At 65.6% G+C, this 18,600-nt stretch carries 20 protein-coding genes; 8 read left to right on the forward strand and 12 right to left on the reverse strand.

The window, feature by feature from the left end; all coding sequences use genetic code 11:
* Positions 1-58 precede the first annotated feature (58 nt).
* The 6 genes from DAES_RS14315 to DAES_RS17055 form a co-directional block, all read right to left on the reverse strand.
* Positions 59-856: an ABC transporter ATP-binding protein gene (locus tag DAES_RS14315; RefSeq protein WP_041271461.1), complete on the reverse strand. Its 798-nt coding sequence runs from the start codon at positions 854-856 to the stop codon at positions 59-61.
* A gap of 114 nt (positions 857-970) precedes the next feature.
* Positions 971-1,627 (reverse strand): CBS domain-containing protein, encoded by a 657-nt coding sequence (locus DAES_RS14320; RefSeq protein WP_013515753.1) that lies wholly within the window; start codon positions 1,625-1,627, stop codon positions 971-973.
* Between the two features lie 183 nt (positions 1,628-1,810).
* Positions 1,811-2,815, reverse strand: coding sequence for a GNAT family N-acetyltransferase (locus DAES_RS14325; RefSeq protein WP_013515754.1), 1,005 nt, complete (start codon positions 2,813-2,815; stop codon positions 1,811-1,813).
* 164 nt (positions 2,816-2,979) lie between these two features.
* Positions 2,980-3,510, reverse strand: coding sequence for a deaminase (locus DAES_RS14330; protein ID WP_013515755.1), 531 nt, complete (start codon positions 3,508-3,510; stop codon positions 2,980-2,982).
* 14 nt (positions 3,511-3,524) lie between these two features.
* Positions 3,525-4,658, reverse strand: coding sequence for a histidinol-phosphate transaminase (gene hisC / locus DAES_RS14335; RefSeq protein ID WP_013515756.1), 1,134 nt, complete (start codon positions 4,656-4,658; stop codon positions 3,525-3,527).
* Positions 4,651-5,946, reverse strand: a complete 1,296-nt coding sequence (locus DAES_RS17055; RefSeq protein ID WP_013515757.1) for an ATP-binding protein — start codon at positions 5,944-5,946, stop codon at positions 4,651-4,653. Before DAES_RS17055 ends, hisC begins: the two co-directional genes overlap by 8 nt.
* 271 nt (positions 5,947-6,217) lie before the next feature.
* Here DAES_RS17055 and DAES_RS14345 point away from each other — a divergent pair, with 271 nt between their 5' ends.
* The 6 genes from DAES_RS14345 (at position 6,218) to DAES_RS14370 (ending at position 12,038) form a co-directional block, all read left to right on the forward strand.
* Entirely contained in the window at positions 6,218-7,834 is a 1,617-nt protein-coding gene (locus tag DAES_RS14345; protein WP_013515758.1) for a DNA repair protein RecN, read from the forward strand.
* A gap of 97 nt (positions 7,835-7,931) precedes the next feature.
* Positions 7,932-8,675, forward strand: coding sequence for a substrate-binding periplasmic protein (locus DAES_RS14350; RefSeq protein ID WP_236608418.1), 744 nt, complete (start codon positions 7,932-7,934; stop codon positions 8,673-8,675).
* 92 nt (positions 8,676-8,767) lie between these two features.
* Positions 8,768-9,361, forward strand: a complete 594-nt coding sequence (locus DAES_RS14355; RefSeq protein WP_013515760.1) for a MarC family protein — start codon at positions 8,768-8,770, stop codon at positions 9,359-9,361.
* Between the two features lie 89 nt (positions 9,362-9,450).
* Positions 9,451-10,227, forward strand: coding sequence for a substrate-binding periplasmic protein (locus tag DAES_RS14360; RefSeq protein WP_013515761.1), 777 nt, complete (start codon positions 9,451-9,453; stop codon positions 10,225-10,227).
* A 60-nt stretch (positions 10,228-10,287) separates the two neighbouring features.
* Complete coding sequence (locus DAES_RS14365) at positions 10,288-11,061, forward strand: acyl-[acyl-carrier-protein] thioesterase (protein ID WP_013515762.1); 774 nt, start codon at positions 10,288-10,290, stop codon at positions 11,059-11,061.
* A gap of 110 nt (positions 11,062-11,171) precedes the next feature.
* The gene (locus DAES_RS14370) at positions 11,172-12,038 is read left to right on the forward strand and encodes a transporter substrate-binding domain-containing protein (RefSeq protein WP_013515763.1); all 867 of its coding nucleotides are present in this window, start codon (positions 11,172-11,174) and stop codon (positions 12,036-12,038) included.
* A 56-nt stretch (positions 12,039-12,094) separates the two neighbouring features.
* Here the strand turns inward: DAES_RS14370 and DAES_RS14375 are convergent, their stop codons facing one another.
* The 6 genes from DAES_RS14375 to DAES_RS14400 form a co-directional block, all read right to left on the reverse strand.
* On the reverse strand, positions 12,095-13,171 hold the full coding sequence (locus DAES_RS14375; RefSeq protein WP_013515764.1) for an HD-GYP domain-containing protein: 1,077 nt from the start codon (positions 13,169-13,171) through the stop codon (positions 12,095-12,097).
* Between the two features lie 158 nt (positions 13,172-13,329).
* Complete coding sequence (locus tag DAES_RS17700; RefSeq protein ID WP_013515765.1) at positions 13,330-14,265, reverse strand: hypothetical protein; 936 nt, start codon at positions 14,263-14,265, stop codon at positions 13,330-13,332.
* A gap of 18 nt (positions 14,266-14,283) precedes the next feature.
* Positions 14,284-15,240, reverse strand: a complete 957-nt coding sequence (locus DAES_RS14385) for a tetratricopeptide repeat protein (RefSeq protein ID WP_013515766.1) — start codon at positions 15,238-15,240, stop codon at positions 14,284-14,286.
* Positions 15,241-15,389: 149 nt separating this feature from the next.
* Complete coding sequence (locus DAES_RS14390) at positions 15,390-16,124, reverse strand: hypothetical protein (protein WP_013515767.1); 735 nt, start codon at positions 16,122-16,124, stop codon at positions 15,390-15,392.
* A complete protein-coding gene (locus tag DAES_RS14395; protein WP_013515768.1) occupies positions 16,108-16,734 on the reverse strand; it encodes a glycogen-binding domain-containing protein in 627 nt (208 codons plus the stop codon). Before DAES_RS14395 ends, DAES_RS14390 begins: the two co-directional genes overlap by 17 nt.
* The gene (locus DAES_RS14400; protein ID WP_013515769.1) at positions 16,679-17,284 is read right to left on the reverse strand and encodes an RNA polymerase sigma factor; all 606 of its coding nucleotides are present in this window, start codon (positions 17,282-17,284) and stop codon (positions 16,679-16,681) included. Before DAES_RS14400 ends, DAES_RS14395 begins: the two co-directional genes overlap by 56 nt.
* Before the next feature lie 142 nt (positions 17,285-17,426).
* Here DAES_RS14400 and DAES_RS14405 point away from each other — a divergent pair, with 142 nt between their 5' ends.
* Complete coding sequence (locus tag DAES_RS14405; RefSeq protein WP_013515770.1) at positions 17,427-17,948, forward strand: nitroreductase family protein; 522 nt, start codon at positions 17,427-17,429, stop codon at positions 17,946-17,948.
* Positions 17,949-18,569 (forward strand): MBL fold metallo-hydrolase, encoded by a 621-nt coding sequence (locus DAES_RS14410; RefSeq protein WP_013515771.1) that lies wholly within the window; start codon positions 17,949-17,951, stop codon positions 18,567-18,569.
* Positions 18,570-18,600 lie beyond the last annotated feature (31 nt).

Genomic DNA, 18,600 nt, shown 5'->3' on the forward strand with positions numbered 1-18,600 from the left:
GGAAAAATCCGTGTGTCGTATGTGTCTTGGCCCCCAAAGGGAGGGCCGGCCTTCCCGTCTATCTCCCGCTGAACGTCGCCTGCTCGGTCCCCAGGTAGGCGGCGATCACGTTCTTGTCGGCCTGCACCTCGTCCGGCGTCCCTTCGGCCAGCTTGCTCCCGAAGTCGAGGACAATCACCTTGTCGGAGATGTCCATGACCACGCCCATGTCGTGTTCCACGAGCAGGACGGTAACGCCCCATTCCTCGGCTATGTCGAGGATGTACCGGGCCATGTCCTCGGTCTCTTCGAGGTTCATTCCGGCCATGGGTTCGTCGAGCAATATGAGCTTGGGTTCGGCGGCGAGTGCGCGCCCGAGTTCCACCCGTTTCTGCACCCCGTAGGGAAGGCGTCCCGCGTGCTGGTGCCGGTAGGGGGAGAGGTTGAGAAAGTCGATCACGTCTTCGACGCGGCGGCGGTGGCTGTCCTCCTGCCTCGCGGCGCGGCCCCAGTACATGATGGAGGACAAAAGCCCGTACTCCATGCGGCTGTGGCGGCCGACCATGAGGTTGTCCAGGACCGAGAGCCCCTTGAACAGGGCGATGTTCTGGAAGGTGCGGGAGAGCCCCAGCTCCGTGCGCTTGTGCGCGGGCAGGGACAGCAGACATTCGCCGTCGAGCGAAATCGTGCACGGGCCACTTGCGCCCCCGTCGGGGGTGTAGCGGCCACTGATACAGTTGAGCATGGAGGTTTTCCCGGCACCGTTGGGACCGATCAGGGACGCGATGGTCCCCTGCTCGACGGTGAAGGAAACGCCCATAAGGGCGGCGATGCCCTTGAACGTGAGTGTCACGTCGCAAACGTCAAGGTATGCCATAATCCTGCAATTATGGTATGAGGCGTACCCGGTGGGCACTACGATCATGCGGCGGGGCGGCGAATACCGTCTAACTCCGACCAGCCCGCATGTGTGGTGATTGCGGGTAGACCCTTAGGTCCATTCTCCCTTGAAATCATCGGGAGAGACCAGTTTGTAACCCCGGTCCTGCAGCGCAGCGGCCACTGCGGACGGGTCATCGGTATCTATTCGGACGACGACGATCCTGCGTCCGTTGTAAAAGAAGGTTCCGGTGGAGATGATGGAGAGCTTCATGTTGGCGATGACCCCGGCGACCTCGTAGAGCACGCCGGAGCGGTCCTCCACCTCAAGGGTCAGGCGGCTGCCGCCCTCGCGGTATCCCATCTCCTCGGCCAGCACGTCGAGCATGACGTTGCGGTTGATGTACCCGATGAGTTCGCCCTGCGCATCAACCACGGCCAGTCCGGCCAGGTTCATCTCGTACATCATGTCCGCCGCGCCCTCGATTTCTGTTTCCGGGCTGACGGTCTTGATGTCGGTGCGGTAGATCTTCTCCACCGTGAGCTTGCTCATCAGGTAGTTGAGCTCGTGCTTTTCAAGGGAGGTCATCAGGCTGGGCATGGCCGCGGAGATGTCCTCCTTGCGCACATAGCCGACCAGCTTGCCCGACTCGTTGACCACCAGGAGCATCCACAGGGTGCTGGTGTCCAGCATCTTCTGGGCGTCCTTGACCAGGGTCTGGGGGGTGACCTTCACGAAGTCGCGCAGCATCTTGAGTCCGACGTACATGATACTCTCCTTGAAAGCATGCGCCCCGGCCTTTGGTCGGGGCGGCGGGTTCGTGTCCAAGAACCGTACGCGTTTCAGCAGCGCGCATCAAGAGGGTCCGGGTACACGAATCCGTCCAGTACCGGTGCTTACAACCCATTTCATGGCGGCAAGTCAAGCGGAATCCGGTCGCTTGTGAAATAATTATCGAACCCCTGTCCCCGTCCCATGCGGCCCGGCCACACCCTCGCGATCATGGCGCACGAAGTCGCGCATGGTCATGGCCTTTTCACCGTCGAGGCGCATGGCGTCCCAGTCCGGTTCCTGCCCCGTTCTCTGCATGACCAGCCCGTCCGGGCCAAACCAGTGGGGCAGCAGCCCGCCGAAGAAATACCCCCGGCCCCGCAGCAGGGCCACGGCCTCGGCCACGCCGGGATCGCCCAGATTGAGGTACGCCTGCACGGTTTCGGCCCGGCCCTCGGCTCCGGCCACCACCCCTCCGAAGTCCGCACCCGCCCGGCTGACCGTAAGCCGGGACAGCCCGGCCTCGGGCAGGAGGAACTCGGTCCACTCGGTGGCCCCGGTCAAGGGGCGCGGGGCAAGGGAGGAGCGCACAAGCCCGAACCGGTCACACAACTCACCAATGATTTCGCTGTAGGGTGCCGGGACACAGATGGCGCAGGGGCGGGACACATGTACGGAAAACATGAATAAAAGAGAAACGTTGCGAACCACCCCGCCCTCGACCTCATACGCATTGGCGGGCATGCACTCCACCGCAAGCCCGGTACACGCCAGTCCTTGCCCGGAGACGAGCCGCTGCGAGGCCGGGTGGTTGCATACCGCTTCGCCGAAGACCACGGGCACCCCGAGCTCGCGGGGCAGCACCCCAATGGCCAGACGGATGATGGCCGCGCCAAGGCGGCTGGCGCGATACTGCCTGAGCACCATGAGCTGGCCAACCTCGTACACCTCGGGGTTGGGCGCGTGGCGAAAAAGCCCTGCCAGGCCCACCACCTCTCCGCGCGGAGTGCGGGCCACGATGGTGTGCTGGTCGTCCGTGGCGTTGCGGCGGATCACCTCCGCCGGATCGTAAACATGCTCGATGGGAAAAGCGTCCCCGTAGGTTTCCAGATAGGCGAGGCAGACGCCCAAGGCGTCCTCAGGCCGGAACAGCCCCACCGTTACCTCCTGGCCCGGCTCGATCATACGCCGTTCCTCCCGCAGTCTGGCTATCAATGCCTCCCGTTGCATGCGGCTCCTCTTGCTTGGCGGTTTCAATTCCCGCAATTCCCCGAATCGGCTTGGCCCAGAATGACGAACAGAAAAAAGATCGGCTGCGTGCAAGGTCCCTCTGAAAAGCGGTGGCGCGATCATCCCCGGCAGGCCGGGCACGTCCTGAAAGACTCATCGACGATGCGCAGCCCCTCGTCCTCGAAGAACGGCCCCTGCACGACCATGGGCGTGCTCATGTAGCGGACGCACTCGTGGCTGGTGATGGTGGTCCTGGGCCATGTGGAGAAAATGGCGTAGGCCGAGTACAACCGCTCGGCGCTCAGGCCGTAGACCAGCCGCCCGATCCCGGCCTTGAACATGGCGAACATGCACATGGCGCACGGCTCCATGCTCGAATACAGAGTGGACCCGGCCCGGAATGCGGGATCGTCGTAATGGGCGCGGCAAAACCGCGAAGCCAGCACGGCCTCGGCATGCCGGGTGTGATCCTGCGTGGCGATGGTCTCGGCCTGCTGGGTCATGACGACCATGCCGTCCGGCCCGGCCACCACCGCGCCAAAAGGCCCCTCGCCGGACCGGGCCGAGGCTGTGGCCGCGTCCATGGCGGCCCGGAGATTCTGTTCGTCAATGGGTGCGAGCGTCCCCAATTTGCCCTGGGTCTTGGTCATCGTCCTTCTCCTTGTCATGCCTGCGCAGATCGCACGGTCTCGTCCAACACTTCGCCAAAGGCCCGGCAAAAGGCCTCCATGGCCGGCGGCTGGACCAGACTGACGCGAATCCAGTTGGGGAACCGGAAACCGGTCATGGTCCGGACCATGACCCCCTTGCGCATCAGCTTGCGGTACATGAGCGTGTCGGGCATGGGCACCCGCGCCATCAGAAAATTGCCCTCGTTTGCCAGGTATTCCAGCCCCATCCCGTCGAACATGGGACAGAGCATGGCCCTGGCCTCGCGGACCATGGCCCTGGTCTGGCGGACGAACAAGCCGTCGTTTTCCAGCGCGGCCACGGCGCACTGCTGGGCCAGGGTGTTCACCGAGTAGACAATGTGCGTGCGCCGGACCAGATCGACCACCTCGGCAGACCCGCACAAATAGCCCACGCGCAGGGCGGCCAGGGCGTACATCTTGGAAAAGGTCCGAAAGATCAAGACATTGGGATACCGCTCCAACAGCTCCAGCCCGTCAGGGCAGTCATCCTTCTCCACATACTCGATGTACGCCTCGTCAATGACCACCATGGCCCGGTTGCCCACGGCGTCGAGAAACCCGTGCATGGTCTCCCGGTCCCAGTAGGTGCCGGTGGGGTTGTTGGGGTTGCAGATGAACAGGATCTTGGTGCGCGCGTCCATGGCGTCGAGCATGGCCTGGGGGTCGAAGGCCATGTCCTTCAGCGGGATGAGCCGAGCCTCGAACCCCGAGAACTCGGCCACCCACTCGTACACGGCAAAGGTCTTGTCCGCAGTGACGATGTTGTCCCCCTCCTCGCAAAAGGCCTTGATCACGCTGGCAATGACCTCGCACGAGCCGTTGCCCACCAGGAACTGGTCGGCGTTCTTGCCGAATTTATCGGCCAGCCGGTGGCGCAGGGTGAAACAGTCGCCATTGGGATAGACCGGCACGGCCCTGGGCGGGAACGTGTCCACCACCTCGCGGACCTCGGGCGGCGGCCCCAGGGCGTTCTCGTTGTTGTTGAGACGGTGGAGATGGTCCACGCCGTACAGGCGCATCAGCTCCGGGTCCGGGTTGCTCGGATGGTAGGTCTCAAAGGACCGGACATGGGCCGGAACCAGCCGGTGCAGGTCAAGCTCACCCATGCTGGAAGACCACGACATCGGATTTGCCCGCATCCGGGAGCACCAGCCTGGGCGCAAAGCCGTTGTCCGCAAGCGCACCGGCCATGGCCGCCTGCCAGCCGTAGGCGAGATCAAGGTGGAAGAAGATATTGCGGTAGCCGTCCCGGCTCAGGGCGCGCACATGGTCGGCCACCACCTGGGCCGCGTCCCGGCCCGCCACCATGGGAGCCAGGGTGGCGGTGCCCAGCTCAGGCCGCAGCCGGGCCGAGAGCACTGACCGGGCGGGCAGGCTCTCGCCAGAGCTGTCCGTCTCGCGGATGACGCGCATGAGCACCAGCCCGTCGTAGGCGTCCTCCAGAAAGGAACGCATGACCGGGTGCGCCCAGACCGCGCCGCCAGAATCCTCGCGCAGGTGCCGGAACCACATGTCCAGCTCCACCGCCTCCTGTTCGGGCCGGGAGAAAAAGAGCCGCCCCAGCGCCTCGTAATTCCGGGAGATCAGGTCCGGGGTGGCCAGTTCACTGAACAGGCTCACGGCCCTGGTCCGCGCCACTGCCCCCAGCAGCCGGGTTTCCAGCGCTTCAGCCGTGGGACCGCCCTCAAGGAACAGATACGGACCGCAAAAGCTGACACTGCGCTCGGACGGCGACCGCCAGCTCATCAGCCCGGTCAGCGCGCCCGCGCCGTCCACGGCCACGGCCAGCGAGAGGTCGCCGCTGGCCACCATGTCCACCACCTTGCCCGGCGTGAAGAACGGCTCGGGGATGAGGTGGGCCGGGTAGCGGTCCACCGCCAGGGCGCACGCCTCGCGAACCAGCGCGGGCTCCGGGCTATCGACGATCACGACCGCTCCCACGGCCATGGCCGTCGTGGCCGGGCGCGGGGTCACGGCCTGATAGACGCGGTCCTGGCGCAGCTCCAGATGGACCTTGGACCCGTCGATACGGACCACGAACCCGTCCGACATGCGCGCGGCCAGAAGCAGCCCCAGGCGGTCCATGGACTTGCCCGCGCCGATGTCCTCCCTGGCCGCGAGATTCATGGCCCACAGATCCGAGGGATCGGCCACAAAGGAAAAATCGGCGCGCACGCACCAGCCGCCCGAGGCCACGGTCAGGTCGATCCCGACCCCGCCCGCTGTCTCGGCCAGATGGGAGACCAGCTCCTCTGACGCCATGGTCAGCCGAAGCGCCTTGGCCCGCTCAAGGCCGAAAACCGATGCAGCCTGTTCCACCACCCCCTGAACCAGCGGGATGAACTTGGCATCAGCCGACAACCTGAGCGACACGCAATGACCGGAACCCTGCATGGGAACTCCTTTTCCACCCTGAATACATGGCAGGGGGCGTCAATTCAAGGGATACGATGCACCGGGCCACGATTCCGGCAGCCCGCCCGCTGCCCAGCCGGATGGGGCCTATCCGGAACTCCTTGCCCACACACCCCTTTTCCACCGGGCATCCATGGTGTATAAGAGGGCCGGACAGCGACAAAGGGCAGCGCCCCGCCCATCCATTGACTTTTTCCGGGACTTTTCGAGAAAGACTGGTATACATCCAGGCATCGGAGGCCTGACCACCATGCTTGAACTGCTGCGCATCAGGGATCTCGCGCTCATCGAGGACGTTGAACTGGAGTTTGCTCCGGGCCTCAACACATTGACCGGCGAAACCGGCGCGGGCAAGTCGTTCATCATGCGCGCCGTGGATTTTCTCCTGGGCGAGCGCATGGATGTCAAGCTGGTGCGCCCCGGCAAGGAAAAGGCCTCGGTGGAGGCGCTCTTTGTCCTGCCCGAGGGCGAGACCGTCATCCGCCGCGAGCTCTCCGCCGAGACAGGCCGCAGCCGGGTCTACATCAACGACCAGCTCTCGTCCCAGCCCACCATCCGCGACATGCGCCACGCCCTGGTCATCCACACCAGCCAGCACGGCCAGCAGAAGCTGCTCTCCCCCGCCTATCAGGCCGAGGTGCTCGACTCGTTCCTGCCCGACCCCTCGCTCTTGACCGCGCGCAACGACGCCCTGGCCGTGCTCAACGACGTGCTCGAACGCAGGACGCGGCTCATGGCCCGTTTTGATGAAGTGGCCAAACAGCGGGAATTCCTCGAGTACCAGAAAAAGGAAATCGACAGGATCAACCCCCGCCCCGGCGAGGAGGACGACCTGGAGGAGCGCAAGAAGATTCTCAAGGACCGCGAGCGGGCGGGCGAGTGTCTGCAAAATGCCCTGAACATCCTGCACGGCGAGGTGGGACTGCTCGACTCCATGGCCCTGCTCACCCGCGAGATGGAGATCATCGCCCGGCTCTTTCCCGGCTTCGAGGACGACCGCGAGGCCATCGAGGAGCTGCGCATGATGCTGCACGACCTGGACACGCGGCTGCGGCGCGGCCCGGAAGGACAGGCGCTGGACGACGACCACATGAGCCTGGACGACATCGAGTCGCGCCTCTTTGAGCTGGCCCGGCTCAAGCGCAAGCTCAAGCGGGGCCTGGACGAGATCGTGGACCTCAAGTCCGAGATCGACGACAACCTCTCCTTTCTCGATGTCTGCGCCCTGGACCTCAAAGCCCTCAGGGGCGAGGAGGACGCGGCGGCCAAAAAGCTCAAGGCGGTCCTGACCACCCTGGCCCGCGCCCGGCAGAAGGCGGCCAGGGAGCTGTCGGTCCGCATCGTGGAGGAGCTGAAGGATCTCGGCTTTTCCGAACACGTCACGGTCCACTTCGAATTCGACGCCCGCGAGCTCTATCCCGGCTGCGACGATCTGCGCGGGCGGCTGATGTGGGTGCCCAACCCGGGCCAGCCCGCCCAACCGCTGGACAAGATCGCCTCGGGCGGCGAGTTGTCGCGCTTCCTGCTCGCTCTGGTGACCATGGGCGGCGACAGCGCGGGCGACCACGACGCCCTGCCCACCCTCATCTTCGACGAGGTGGACGCGGGCATCGGCGGCATGACCCTGAACTCGGTGGGCGACAAGCTGCGCCAACTGGCCGACCGCCAGCAGACCCTGCTCATCACCCACTGGCCCCAGTTGGCTGGCAGGGCGGACCGCCACTTCCTCATCCAGAAAGAAGTGCTGGACGGCGCCACCTACACCCGCTGCGACCGGCTCGAAGGCGAACGCATCCGGGGGGAACTCTCACGCATGGCGGGCGGCGGCGAACAGGGAGACGCCCTGGCCGAGAAACTCTGCCGCTAGCGGACAGTCAGTCGGCAACCTGCTTTTCTCTCTGGACACCACTGCATGGCTACCATACAATAGACATATTTATAAAACACCCTCGAAGGATATCCCCTTGCGCATAGCGATGTGTCTTTTTGCCTGTCTGTTGCCGCTCCTGCCGACATGGACAATCCCGGCTGCCGCAGGGCAGATCGAAATGCAGGCCATCGTGTACCCGCCGCTGGTGTACGAGGAGGACGGCGCGCTCCGGGGTGTGGTGCCTGAAGTGGTCAGGGAGTTACAGCGGCTCGTGGGCGACGACAACGAGCTCAAGGCCGTGCCCTGGCTGCGGGCCTTTCAACAGGCCCAGGAAGCGCCCAGACACGCCCTCTTCGCCATTGTCCGCACCCCGGAGCGCGAGCCGCTCTTCAAGTGGGTCGGCCCGGTCTTTGGCGAGGGCGACTACTTCTACAAGCTCAAGGGAAGCCTGCTTGAAATCAACACCCTGGAGGACGCCAAACGCGTGCCCAGGATCGCCGTGCGCAAGGACGGGTACACGCATCAGGCCCTGGCCGCCAGCGGCTTCACCAACCTCGACATCGGGCCCAGCTACGACTCAAGCTACCGAAAACTCTACGAAGGCCGCGTCGATCTTGTGCTCATGGGCGAGCTGACCCATTACCACATGGTCGAGCATGCGGGCATCGACCCTGCCGAATTCGAGCGGACCAGCTACAAGTTCAACGAATCGAGCGCCTGGCTCGCCTTCTCGCCCGACGTGCCCGACGCGCTCATTGACCAGTGGCAACAAGCGCTGGACGCCCTCAAGGCCGACGGCACCTATCAGGCCATCCTTGAGCGCAACTTCAAACGCTAGCCAGGAACCCGGCAAACGGATACACTCGCGCCGGAAACAATGGCGGGGGGGCACCCCCAGAACGTTTTGCGTGCGCCGGGCGCGGGTATCCCATGAGCAGCCTTTTCATCTCGCTTTTCATCAAGCTCTTCTTTTTGCTGACGCCGTTCTTCGTGCTGACAGTGTTCCTGTCCCTGACCGAGGGCATGGACAAAAACGCCCGGCGCAAGGTGGCCCTGCGGGTCACGGTGGCCGTGCTGATCATCGCGCTGGTGCTCTATTTCGCGGGCAATCCCATCTTCGCCACCCTGGGCATCACCATGGACGGCTTCCGGGTGGGCGCGGGCAGCCTGCTCTTCCTGTCCGCAGTGTCGCTGGTGTCGGGCAAACGGACACGGCCAGAACCGGAAGAGGACACGGACATCGCCGTGGTGCCGCTGGCAATGCCCATCACCGTGGGACCGGCCACCATCGGCACCCTGCTCATCCTCGGCGCAGAGCTGCGCGGGGCCACGGAGCAGGCCGTGGGCGCAGCCGCCCTGGTCTGCGCCTGCCTGACCGTGGGCGTGCTCCTGTTCTCCGGCTCGGCCATCCACCGGGTCATCGGCCCCATGGGGCTGGCCGTGCTCACGCGCGTCACCGGGCTTGTCCTCTCGGCCATGGCCGCCCAGATCGTGTTCACCGGCGTCAGGAACTTCCTGGCCTGATCCGGCCCGGCCAGAGCGCGCGCGGCTTGCAATACCGCGCGCCGCGCCCTATAGTCCCGAAAAAAATCCCCAGACCAGGACACAATGCCATGCCCATCACCCGCAGACGCGCCCTAACCTTGCTCTCCGCCGCCACAGCCGCCATGGCCCTGAACCCGTCCATGGTCCTGTCCGCCCGGCAGACCCTGGTCTGCAACTGGGTCAGGGACTTCCCGCCCTATTGCATGGAGCGCGACGGTTCCATGACCGGCATCCTGGTGGAATGCGCCGACGAGGTGCTCGGCGCACGCATGGGCTTTGCCCTCGACCACCAAGGGTACGACTGGCCCAAGGCCCAGGCTCTGGTGGCCAGCGGCCAGGGCGACATACTGTGCACCAATCCGACCCGGGAGCGCCTTGATTTCGCCCTCTTTGCCGACGCGCCGGTGCTCGAAGTCCCGCCCTCCATCTTCTGCGCCGCCGACAATCCCCGGCTGGCCGAGATCGACGCAGTAAAAACCCTGGACGACCTGGCCGCCTTCCGGCAGGTGGACTACAAGGGCAATGGCTGGGCCGCCCAGACCTTTCCGCCCACGCTGTCCGTCACCTATGCGGACACCCTGACCCTGGCCCTGGAAATGATCGCACGCGGCGAGGCCGACCTGTTCGTGGGCAACGGGCTTGGCGCGCTTTACGCCATCCGTCAGGCCGGGCTCACCGGCGCCATCCTTGCCCGCGAACTGCCGGTGGGCGAGCCGTCGAGCTTTCATTTCGGCCTGCGTGCCGACTATCCGCAAGCCCAAGCCGTCATGGCCCGGCTGGCCACCTTCCAGGACGAGGCCATGGCCCAGGGCGCGATCCGCGAGATCATCCTCAAGTACATCTAGAACCCGCGCCAAGAGCGGCAGGGCAGCCAACCACAACCCCCTGCCCGCGAGACAGTTGCCATGACAGCCCATTTGCCCTTGACCCATGACCGCCTCTACCGCATCCGCTCCTACGAGCCCCGCCCGGACGGGCTCGCCCCCATCACCGCCATCTGCAACCAGTTGCAGGACATCGCCTCCGGCCACGCCGACGCCCTGGGCTTCGGCTATCACGACCTGGAGACCGGCGGCCATTTCTGGCTGCTGGCCCGGCTCCACGTGATGATGGACAGGCTGCCCGCCTATGGCGGGGCCGTGCGCGTGCAGACATGGCCCTCGGGCAACGAGCGGCTGGTGGCCAACCGCGACTTCCTCATCCTCGACCCTGCCGCGGCTCAGGAAACGGTCATGGGTCGCGCCACCTCGTCGTGGGTGACCATGAACGCGTCCACACACCGGCCCGAATCGCCGTCGGAGGTGTTGAGCACTCGATTCATCCCCGACCGCGAGCGCGCCCTGACCTTCCCGGCCAAATCCATCACCCGGCTCAAGGATGGCGAACACGAGACCGGCCTGACCGCCCGGCGTGCCGATCTCGACATCAACGGCCACGTCAACAACGTCCGCTATGCCGAGCTCTGCCTGGAGGCCGTGCCACAGGCGTGGGAGGCGGCGCACCGCTGCCTGGGGCTCGACATCCAGTTCCGCAGCGAATCCTTTGCCGGGGACGCCTATGTCTCGGCCTGTGCCGAGGCCGGGCCGGACAGCGGCATGCGCACCCTGCTGCACCGGCTCACCCGCATCAATGACGACCGCGAGATCGTGCGCATGCGCTCCTGGTGGCAAACGGGCTGACCATGCCCCTGCCCGCTCAATCTGCCGGGCCGCAGGGCCGCAGGGCCGCCGGCCCCCCTGCTTTTGACAGGCCATTGCCGTTTGCCCGGATTCCGGTATATGGATGGGGTATGTCTGGACGGTTGCCGACACTCTTTCTCGCCTTTTTCGCCATCCTCGCCCTCCCCGGCCTGCTCGCCCCGCCATGCCTGACAGCGCAAGCGGACGCGACAAGCCCCGTGGATCAACCCGGCCAGATGATCATCGCCCATGACGCGGGCTATCCGCCGTTCTGCTTTCTCGACCAGGACGGTGAGCCTACCGGGTATCTGATTGATCTCTGGCGCGCCTTTGGCCGCGAGAACGACATCGAGATCACCTTTCTGCTCGGCACCTGGCAGCAGTCGCTGGACATGGTCATGGACGGCAGGGCCGACGTACACGGCGGGTTGGTCCACTCCAACGACCGGGACAGGGTATTTGATTTCGGCCCGGAACTGATCGAGCTTTCAACCCATCTCTTCGTGCGCAACGGCTTCGACGCCCGCCAGACCCAGCCGGTGGGCGTGGTCCGGGGCGGGTACGAGGAGGACTTCATGCGCGCCAACAGGCCCACCACCCGGCTGGTCCTGTTCGACGACAACATGACCATGGTCAGGGCAGCCACGGACGGGCACATCCCGGCCTTTGTCGCGGACAGTCCCACGGTCAGCTACTGCCTGGGCCTGTACGGGGCACGCAGCGATTTCGCGGTCTCGGACCTGATCTACAGGAAACCGCTCCAGGCAGCTGTGTGCGAGGGGCGGCACGACACCCTCGACCTCGTAAACTACGGATGGGCCCGCATGGACCAGAAGACGCTCACCCGGATTCACGGCAAGTGGTTCTTGGACACGGCAAACAGACCTCCATGGCTGCTGGGCGGCATGCTCATCGCCGGTCTGGCCCTTGTCCTGGCCTTTGCCATCCGGGGCGTGACCAAGCGGCTCCACGACTAGACCGACCCCGGCCTCCCTTTTCAGTATCCCGATTCCTGCCTGCGGCACTCTATGGGTTAGACACCTGAGTCCTCTCCAGCCTCGCCGGGCTTGCGGCAGGCGGGCACGCCCCTGGAGACGAGCACGGCCAGCAACCCGGCCAGGGTCTTGTCGTATCGCCGCGAGTCATGGACCAGGGTGGTGGCGGCCTCGGCCACGACCCTGGCGTCGCGGTAGGGCCGCCTGCCGATCATGGCGCAAAAGGAATCGGCCACCGCGCACAGCCGCCCCGGCAGCGAGACGGCCTCGCCCCGCAGCCCCCTGGGATAGCCTGATCCGTCGAGCCGCTCGTGGTGCTGCTCCAGACACTGGCGCACCACCGGGTCATTGACCTTGAGCCGGTCGAGCATGCGCAGCCCGGCCTCGATGTGCCGCTCGATGGAGTCGCGGTCACGGCGCACCAGATAGCGTTCCTTGTCCGTGACGAACCGGGGCACGTTGGTCATGCCCAGATCGTGCAGGGCCAGGCCCAGGGCCACATTGGCCAGGACCGGCCTGTCAAGCCCGCCCGAACCGTCCTGCCTGCCAAGCGAGAGCATGACAAAGAGGCCCAGCCCGACGAACAGGGTGTTCACGGCGTGGACAGCCGGGTCGTGGTCCTTGTGCAGGGAGCCGGTCAAAAACTCCACCCGGCACGGGTCGGCCCACAGGTACTCGGCCAGGATGGCGATGTCCCCGCGCAGCCGGTCGAGCTGCGCCCGTTTGGGCTGGTCCATGAACCGGGCCACCCTGTCGCGAAAGGCGAGGAAGAATATCTCGGCCACCTCCCGGTGGTTGAGACCGTCCTCCACCAGCACCAGCCCGAGCTTGCGGCTCAGGTGCTCGGCATAGACGAGGTAGTCCTCGCGCAACAGGAAAAGACGGCCTGCCAAAGCGTGCCCGGCCACCCGCGCCTGGGCCTCGGTCCCCAGCCGCGCCCCGGCCCGGTGGATCCGCCCGACCCGGCCCACGGCCTCGTCGTGCAGGTAGAGGTCCACGGGCGGACGAAACCTGGGAAATATTTCAAGGATGTTCGGACTGATCTGAAGATAGGTCTCGGACAGGGCTGGAACCGTGGGCGGTCTGTCCGGCAAAGGCGTGGCTGGCTGGGTCATGGGCTATCCGGGGTTGTGGGCGCGTTTTCCCGGACCATACAGCGGTTTGCCCGCCATTGGAAGGGACGCGCCCAAGGGGTTGGGCGGCCAGTCACGAAAAAGGAGGGCCGCCCGATGGCGACCCTCCCGCTGAAGTCATGCTGTCGTCTGCCCTACGACTAGCTCTTGCCCTTGCCCCCGGAATTGCCGCCTCCCTTGCCGTTGCCGGAATTGCCGGAACTGCCGGAGCTGCCCGAATTGCCGCCGCCCTTGCCGCTGCTGCCGGAGTTGCCCCGGCCTCCGGAGGCGGACGCGCTGCTCGACGATGCCGAGCCCTTGGCTCCGGTCTTGGCCTTGGACGAGGCACGGCTCAGGCCCACGGAGTTGACTCCCTCGCCCGCAGCCACGCCGGGCGTCTTTGACACGCCGGTCTTGACATCACGGCCCGTGGCCTTGCCGGATGCGGCGGCAGCGTTCACACTGGCCCGCTCCCGGCCCACGCCCTTACTGGCCACCTGGGCCTGCTCGCGGTTCTTGTGTCCAAGGCCCAGGGAACTGGGATGAACGCCAAGTTCGTGGGCGATCTCGCCCCAGCCCATGCCCGACGCGCGCATGGAGGCGATGGCCCCCACATCCACGGACGACGCCTCGGCCACGGCGGTGTCGGCTGCGGTCCTGGCAGCGGCCAGATCCGCCTCGGCTGCGGCCAGGGCGGCCTGCGCCTCAGCCACAGCCGCCTCGTCTTCGGCGGCTTCGGCGGCGGCAACGGCTGCCGCAGCGGCGTCCACCGCGCTCTGCGCCTCGGCCACGGCGGCCTCGGCAGCTTCCACGGCTTCCGCGTTGACCTCGGCAGCCTCGGCAGCGGCAGCTTCGGCCAGGGCCTCGGCATGGGCGGCCTGGGCCGGGTTGGCAAAGGCCGGAGCCTCCTCGCCAGTGCCGCTGCCGGTCGTGCCGTCGTCGGTCGTGCCATCGCCAGTCGTGTCGCCAGTCTCGGCGGCCACGCCGTCACCGGCTGTCGTCGTGTCGTCCTGAGCCATGGCCGCAGCCACGCCGAGGGCCACCACAAACATTATGATCGTAAACCAGAGCACTGTCTTCCTGATGATCAATTGCATGAAACCTCTCCTTGCGGATTACCGAACCACGGTAATGAATTGGACCGATTCCGGGAGGGTGTGGACAACATCGCCCACCTCCACGGTTTCAGCCGTTCCAAACCAACTCAGAGGCAGCCTTGCGAGATCAATGGACCGGCGTCCGGCAAGGAGGTAGTCGCGCACATTCTTCGCGCGCTCCCTTGCCCGGGCCGGGTCGCCGTTCACGTAGCCGACTATGTGGAGCGCGAGCTTCGCGTTGGTCTCCAGCATGGCGGCCACCACATGGAGCGATTCCTTGCTGTCCATGTCCGGCTCATTGGTCCCTGGTTTGAACGTCATGCTCCTCAGCGTGACATTACGATTTCCTATGATGTAGTTGCGGTAGGTGAAATCCCCGTGCAGATTGAGTCGCTCGGTGGCCGTCAGGGCCAGCATCCCGTCGGGATAGTACTCAAGGAATTCCCTCAACGCCGCAATTTCCCGCATGTCTTGCCCGAGCCCGCGCAGGGCCACGCTTCTGTTGTAAAGCGCTTCGGGGTTGTAGTTGTCTCTGGCGATGACTGTTTCATACCGGGAAAGGGCCTCATCCCACTCTGCCCGGTCGATACAGCCGTGTCCCAGGTAGAGGTTGGCCGAGATATGACCTGGATCGATGCGCACCGCCTCCAGATAAGCGGCCCGTTCGCCCTCGAAATCAAGCAACGCCCAGCGGTTGACGCCCTGCCAGAACCTGTAGTCGGCGTTGTCCGGGGCAAGGCGCACGGCCATGTCCAGATAGGTCCTGGCATCCTCCGGCCTGTTCAGGGCCAGATAATAGCGGCCAATGTAGTAGGCAGAGGAGGCATCGGCGGGGTTTTCGGCCAGTTGCCCGCCCAGCACCGATATCCCTTCCTCGTATTTGCCCTGCTCAAGATAGTACGGCCCGACAACTCTGGCGCACCCGGCCAACATCAGGAACAATGCGGCCAGAACGCCCAAAAAGACTTTTCTCACGAGGACTCCCATGGGTTTGTTCGCGAATCAAACTGTCCTTACCAGAATATACGCCCGCTAGCCCGCGAAGGTCACAAGGCCGGGCAAAAAATCGGGCGGCTGTCCATCCCATCGCATTACTGGAGCCGGGCGCGCCGGGCAACAAGGGGTTACTTGCCGAGTTCCCGACCGCTCAGGTCGCGGTCCGTGAACCCCAGGCTGGCAGAGACATCGGAGGGGGCGCCGCCGCCACGCAGCACCGCGCAGGCGGCCTCGGCCACAGCCTGATCGGTCAGGCCGCGCTGGCGTGCCACCAGTACCACGCGGACAAAATAGCGCCAGTCAGGGGTCAGTCCGCCCGTCGCGAACCCGGCGTCGAGCATCTGGCGGGTCAGCCCGTCGTCGAATCCGGCCCGACTCAGGAGCACGGCCATCTCCAGACCCCACAGGAACGGCCCCGGCTCGCGACCAGCATAGCCGCAGACATACGCGTGCAGGGTCTTGGCGGGCACCCCGCCGAAGACCGCCTCGCCAAGGACGGCCAGCACCTCGGGCGCGGGCTGCAGCCCGCAGTCGCGCAGCATGGCCGCAGCGTGGCGAAAGGCGTCGAGCTTGACGTCCAGGGTGCGGATGATGATCGCGGGCGCAACGCCCTTGGCCAGCCCCTCGGCCAGCTTGCCCTCAAACGGGGCCAGGGGGAATCCCTCGTCGCAGGCCAGGGACAGCCGGGCCAGGATGGCCCCGGCCTGATCCGGTGCAACAGAACTGACCCGCCCGGCCACGGATGGCGACACCGCGCAGGGCTCCTTGCCCGCCTCACCGGCGCACAGCGGCGCGGGCCGGGCGCACAGGGCCAGGGCAAACGCCAGGGCCAGGAGGAGACGAAGGCTAGAGCGTGTGTTCATGGCGTCCATTGACTATGAGGATGGCGTTGACGTTGCCAAAACCGTCGTCGCGCGTCAGCCGCGCGCGGGGATCGGCCACGGGCCTGCCATCCACGAGAAACATGTATTCATGGTCGCCGGGCGGCAACTCGGCTTCGAGCACCCAGACTTTGGCCCCCGCGTCGTAGCGCATGGCCGAGGTTTCGGCCTCCCAGCCGTTGAAAGAGCCAATGACGGACACAGCGCGGGCCGAGGCATCGGCATCGTTCAGCACGAAGCGGACCGTGGACAAGGTCGGCCCTTCCGGCCCGCCCCCCCCCACAGGCGCGCGGTCCAGGGCAAGGAATCCCACGGCCAGCAGGACCATGGCGGCGGCCATGGCCGACGCCAGACGGACGGGCGTGAAGGTCACGGACCTGGGCCGCGTCAGCCACAGCCGCAGCAGCGTCAGGGGTGATGGCCGCTTGGGCGCAAACCCGGCCATGACCCGCGCGGAGAACCCGTCGGGTGGCGAAGGTTCGGGCGCGCGCCTGACGGCGTCCGCGATCATGGCGTCAAGTCGGGCGGTGTCGCGATCACGCGGGCCGCGCGCCGGAGCGTCCTTCTGTCTTGCGTTCCTGCTCTTGGTCATCGTTCACCTCCGTGAACTTCAAGCGAACCATCTCCAGCCCCCGGCTGATGCGCATCTTTGCGCCGCTGACGGTGATCCCCAGGGTCCGGGCGATCTCCTGGAAGGAGAAATCGTACCGGAACCTGAGGAGCATCGCCTCGCGATACTTCGGGGCAAGGCCCATGACATGGTCAAAGGCCTTGGCCCCGTCCAGCCTGTCGTCCATGGCCTGCCGGTCGTCCGGCTGGTCCTCGACGCGGACCATCCCGACCGCGTCGTCCATGAACACATGCATGTCCCTGCCGTTGCGCCGCATCCAGTCGCGCGACACGTTGAGCGCCAGGGAATACAGCCAGGGGAAGAACCGCTTTCCCGTCGAAAAGGTCTCAAGCCGCGCATAGGCCCTGGTAAAGGCCTCCTGGGCGAGGTCGGCTGCCGTATCGACATCGCCCGTATTCCTGAGCATGAGCGCATAGACCGGCCCCTGATATGTGCGCACCAAGGCCTCGAAGGCCTGGGCGTCGCCCAGGAGCACCTCGCGTATGATCTCTGCTTCGCGGCTTTCGTCCATCCATTGTCCCGTCCGCCCCGTGTGGGCGGTGTTCGACTCATCTGCAAAAGACATATACGCGCCCGGCAGGCAAAGGGTCACACGCCCACTTGCCCGGCGCGCCCACGTAGGCTAAACACCAGGGTTCAAGGAGTACACGCTTATGAGGCATGCCGACAACCCCGTGATCGCCGCGATGCTTGAGCGGCGCAGCATCCGCAAGTTCACCGGCAAAGCAGTGGCCCGCGAGGACATCCTGACCATCCTCGAAGCCGGCCGCTGGGCGCCCAGCGGCCTGAACAACCAGCCCTGGCGGTTCCTGGTGATCTCCCGCGACGACCCCCGGCACGCCAAGCTTGCTGAGTGTACCAAATACGCCCACATCGTCCGGGCCTCGGCCGCATGCATCGCCGTGACCCTCGACAAGGGCGACATGTACAGCGAGATGAAGGACCACCAGGGAGCCGGGGCGTGCATCCAGAACATGCTCCTGGCCATCCATGCCCTGGGCCTTGGCGCGGTCTGGATCGGCCAGATCGTCAACGACCAGTCCGCTTCGCTCACGGCCCTGGGGCTGGACGAAACCGCCCACGAGCTTCAGGCCGTCATCGCCCTGGGCCACCCCGACCAGCAGGGCGGCTCGACCCGGAAACCGCTGGCCGAACTGCTCCTGGAGGAGATATAAATGGAAATCAAGAGCTTTGCCCTTGGCCCCCTGCAAACCAACTGCTTTGTGCTGGCAGGCGACGCCCAGGCCGTGGCCGTGGACCCCGGCGGCGACCCGGCCCCGGTGCTGGCCTATCTCAAGGGCAAGGGGCTGACCCTGACCCACATCCTGAACACCCACCTGCACTTTGACCACACCTACGGCAACAAGGCCCTGGCCGAGGCCACGGGCGCGCCCATCCTGCACGGGGTCGACGACGCCTACCTGCTCGAAACCGAGCTGGGCCTGGGCCGGATGTTCGGCCTGCCCCCGGTGGACCCATACGAGGCGCAGACCGTCGAGCCGGGCCAGGCCGTGTTCGCCGGGTTCGACTGCACCGTGCTGGCCACGCCGGGCCACTCCAAAGGCAGCCTGACCTTCTATTTCCCCGAGGCCAGGGCCGCCTTTGTGGGAGACCTCATCTTCTTCCGCTCCATCGGCAGGACCGACTTCGAGGGCGGCGACCTGGACGAACTCAAGCGATCCGTGACCTCGCGCATCTTCACCCTGCCGCCCGAGACCCTGCTCCTGTCGGGCCACGGCCCGGAGACCACGGTGGGCGATGAAATGAACCACAACCCCTTTTTCGCAGGATTCTAGCATGAGCCAGACAGTCAGCATCGACATACGC

Source organism: Pseudodesulfovibrio aespoeensis Aspo-2 (genome assembly GCF_000176915.2).
GTDB lineage: Bacteria > Desulfobacterota > Desulfovibrionia > Desulfovibrionales > Desulfovibrionaceae > Pseudodesulfovibrio > Pseudodesulfovibrio aespoeensis.

Coding starts and splice junctions, on each gene's coding strand:
- DAES_RS14320 (WP_013515753.1), bottom strand. CDS start 1,627: ATGTACGTCGGACTCAAGATGCTGCGCGACTTCGTGAAGGTCACCCCC.
- DAES_RS14365 (WP_013515762.1), top strand. CDS start 10,288: ATGACAGCCCATTTGCCCTTGACCCATGACCGCCTCTACCGCATCCGC.
- DAES_RS14390 (WP_013515767.1), bottom strand. CDS start 16,124: ATGAACACACGCTCTAGCCTTCGTCTCCTCCTGGCCCTGGCGTTTGCC.
- DAES_RS14360 (WP_013515761.1), top strand. CDS start 9,451: ATGCCCATCACCCGCAGACGCGCCCTAACCTTGCTCTCCGCCGCCACA.
- DAES_RS14375 (WP_013515764.1), bottom strand. CDS start 13,171: ATGACCCAGCCAGCCACGCCTTTGCCGGACAGACCGCCCACGGTTCCA.
- DAES_RS14330 (WP_013515755.1), bottom strand. CDS start 3,510: ATGACCAAGACCCAGGGCAAATTGGGGACGCTCGCACCCATTGACGAA.
- DAES_RS14395 (WP_013515768.1), bottom strand. CDS start 16,734: ATGACCAAGAGCAGGAACGCAAGACAGAAGGACGCTCCGGCGCGCGGC.
- DAES_RS14315 (WP_041271461.1), bottom strand. CDS start 856: ATGGCATACCTTGACGTTTGCGACGTGACACTCACGTTCAAGGGCATC.
- DAES_RS14370 (WP_013515763.1), top strand. CDS start 11,172: ATGTCTGGACGGTTGCCGACACTCTTTCTCGCCTTTTTCGCCATCCTC.
- DAES_RS14410 (WP_013515771.1), top strand. CDS start 17,949: ATGGAAATCAAGAGCTTTGCCCTTGGCCCCCTGCAAACCAACTGCTTT.
- DAES_RS14355 (WP_013515760.1), top strand. CDS start 8,768: ATGAGCAGCCTTTTCATCTCGCTTTTCATCAAGCTCTTCTTTTTGCTG.
- DAES_RS14405 (WP_013515770.1), top strand. CDS start 17,427: ATGAGGCATGCCGACAACCCCGTGATCGCCGCGATGCTTGAGCGGCGC.
- DAES_RS14325 (WP_013515754.1), bottom strand. CDS start 2,815: ATGATCGAGCCGGGCCAGGAGGTAACGGTGGGGCTGTTCCGGCCTGAG.
- DAES_RS17055 (WP_013515757.1), bottom strand. CDS start 5,946: ATGCAGGGTTCCGGTCATTGCGTGTCGCTCAGGTTGTCGGCTGATGCC.
- hisC (WP_013515756.1), bottom strand. CDS start 4,658: ATGGGTGAGCTTGACCTGCACCGGCTGGTTCCGGCCCATGTCCGGTCC.
- DAES_RS14345 (WP_013515758.1), top strand. CDS start 6,218: ATGCTTGAACTGCTGCGCATCAGGGATCTCGCGCTCATCGAGGACGTT.
- DAES_RS17700 (WP_013515765.1), bottom strand. CDS start 14,265: ATGCAATTGATCATCAGGAAGACAGTGCTCTGGTTTACGATCATAATG.
- DAES_RS14400 (WP_013515769.1), bottom strand. CDS start 17,284: ATGGACGAAAGCCGCGAAGCAGAGATCATACGCGAGGTGCTCCTGGGC.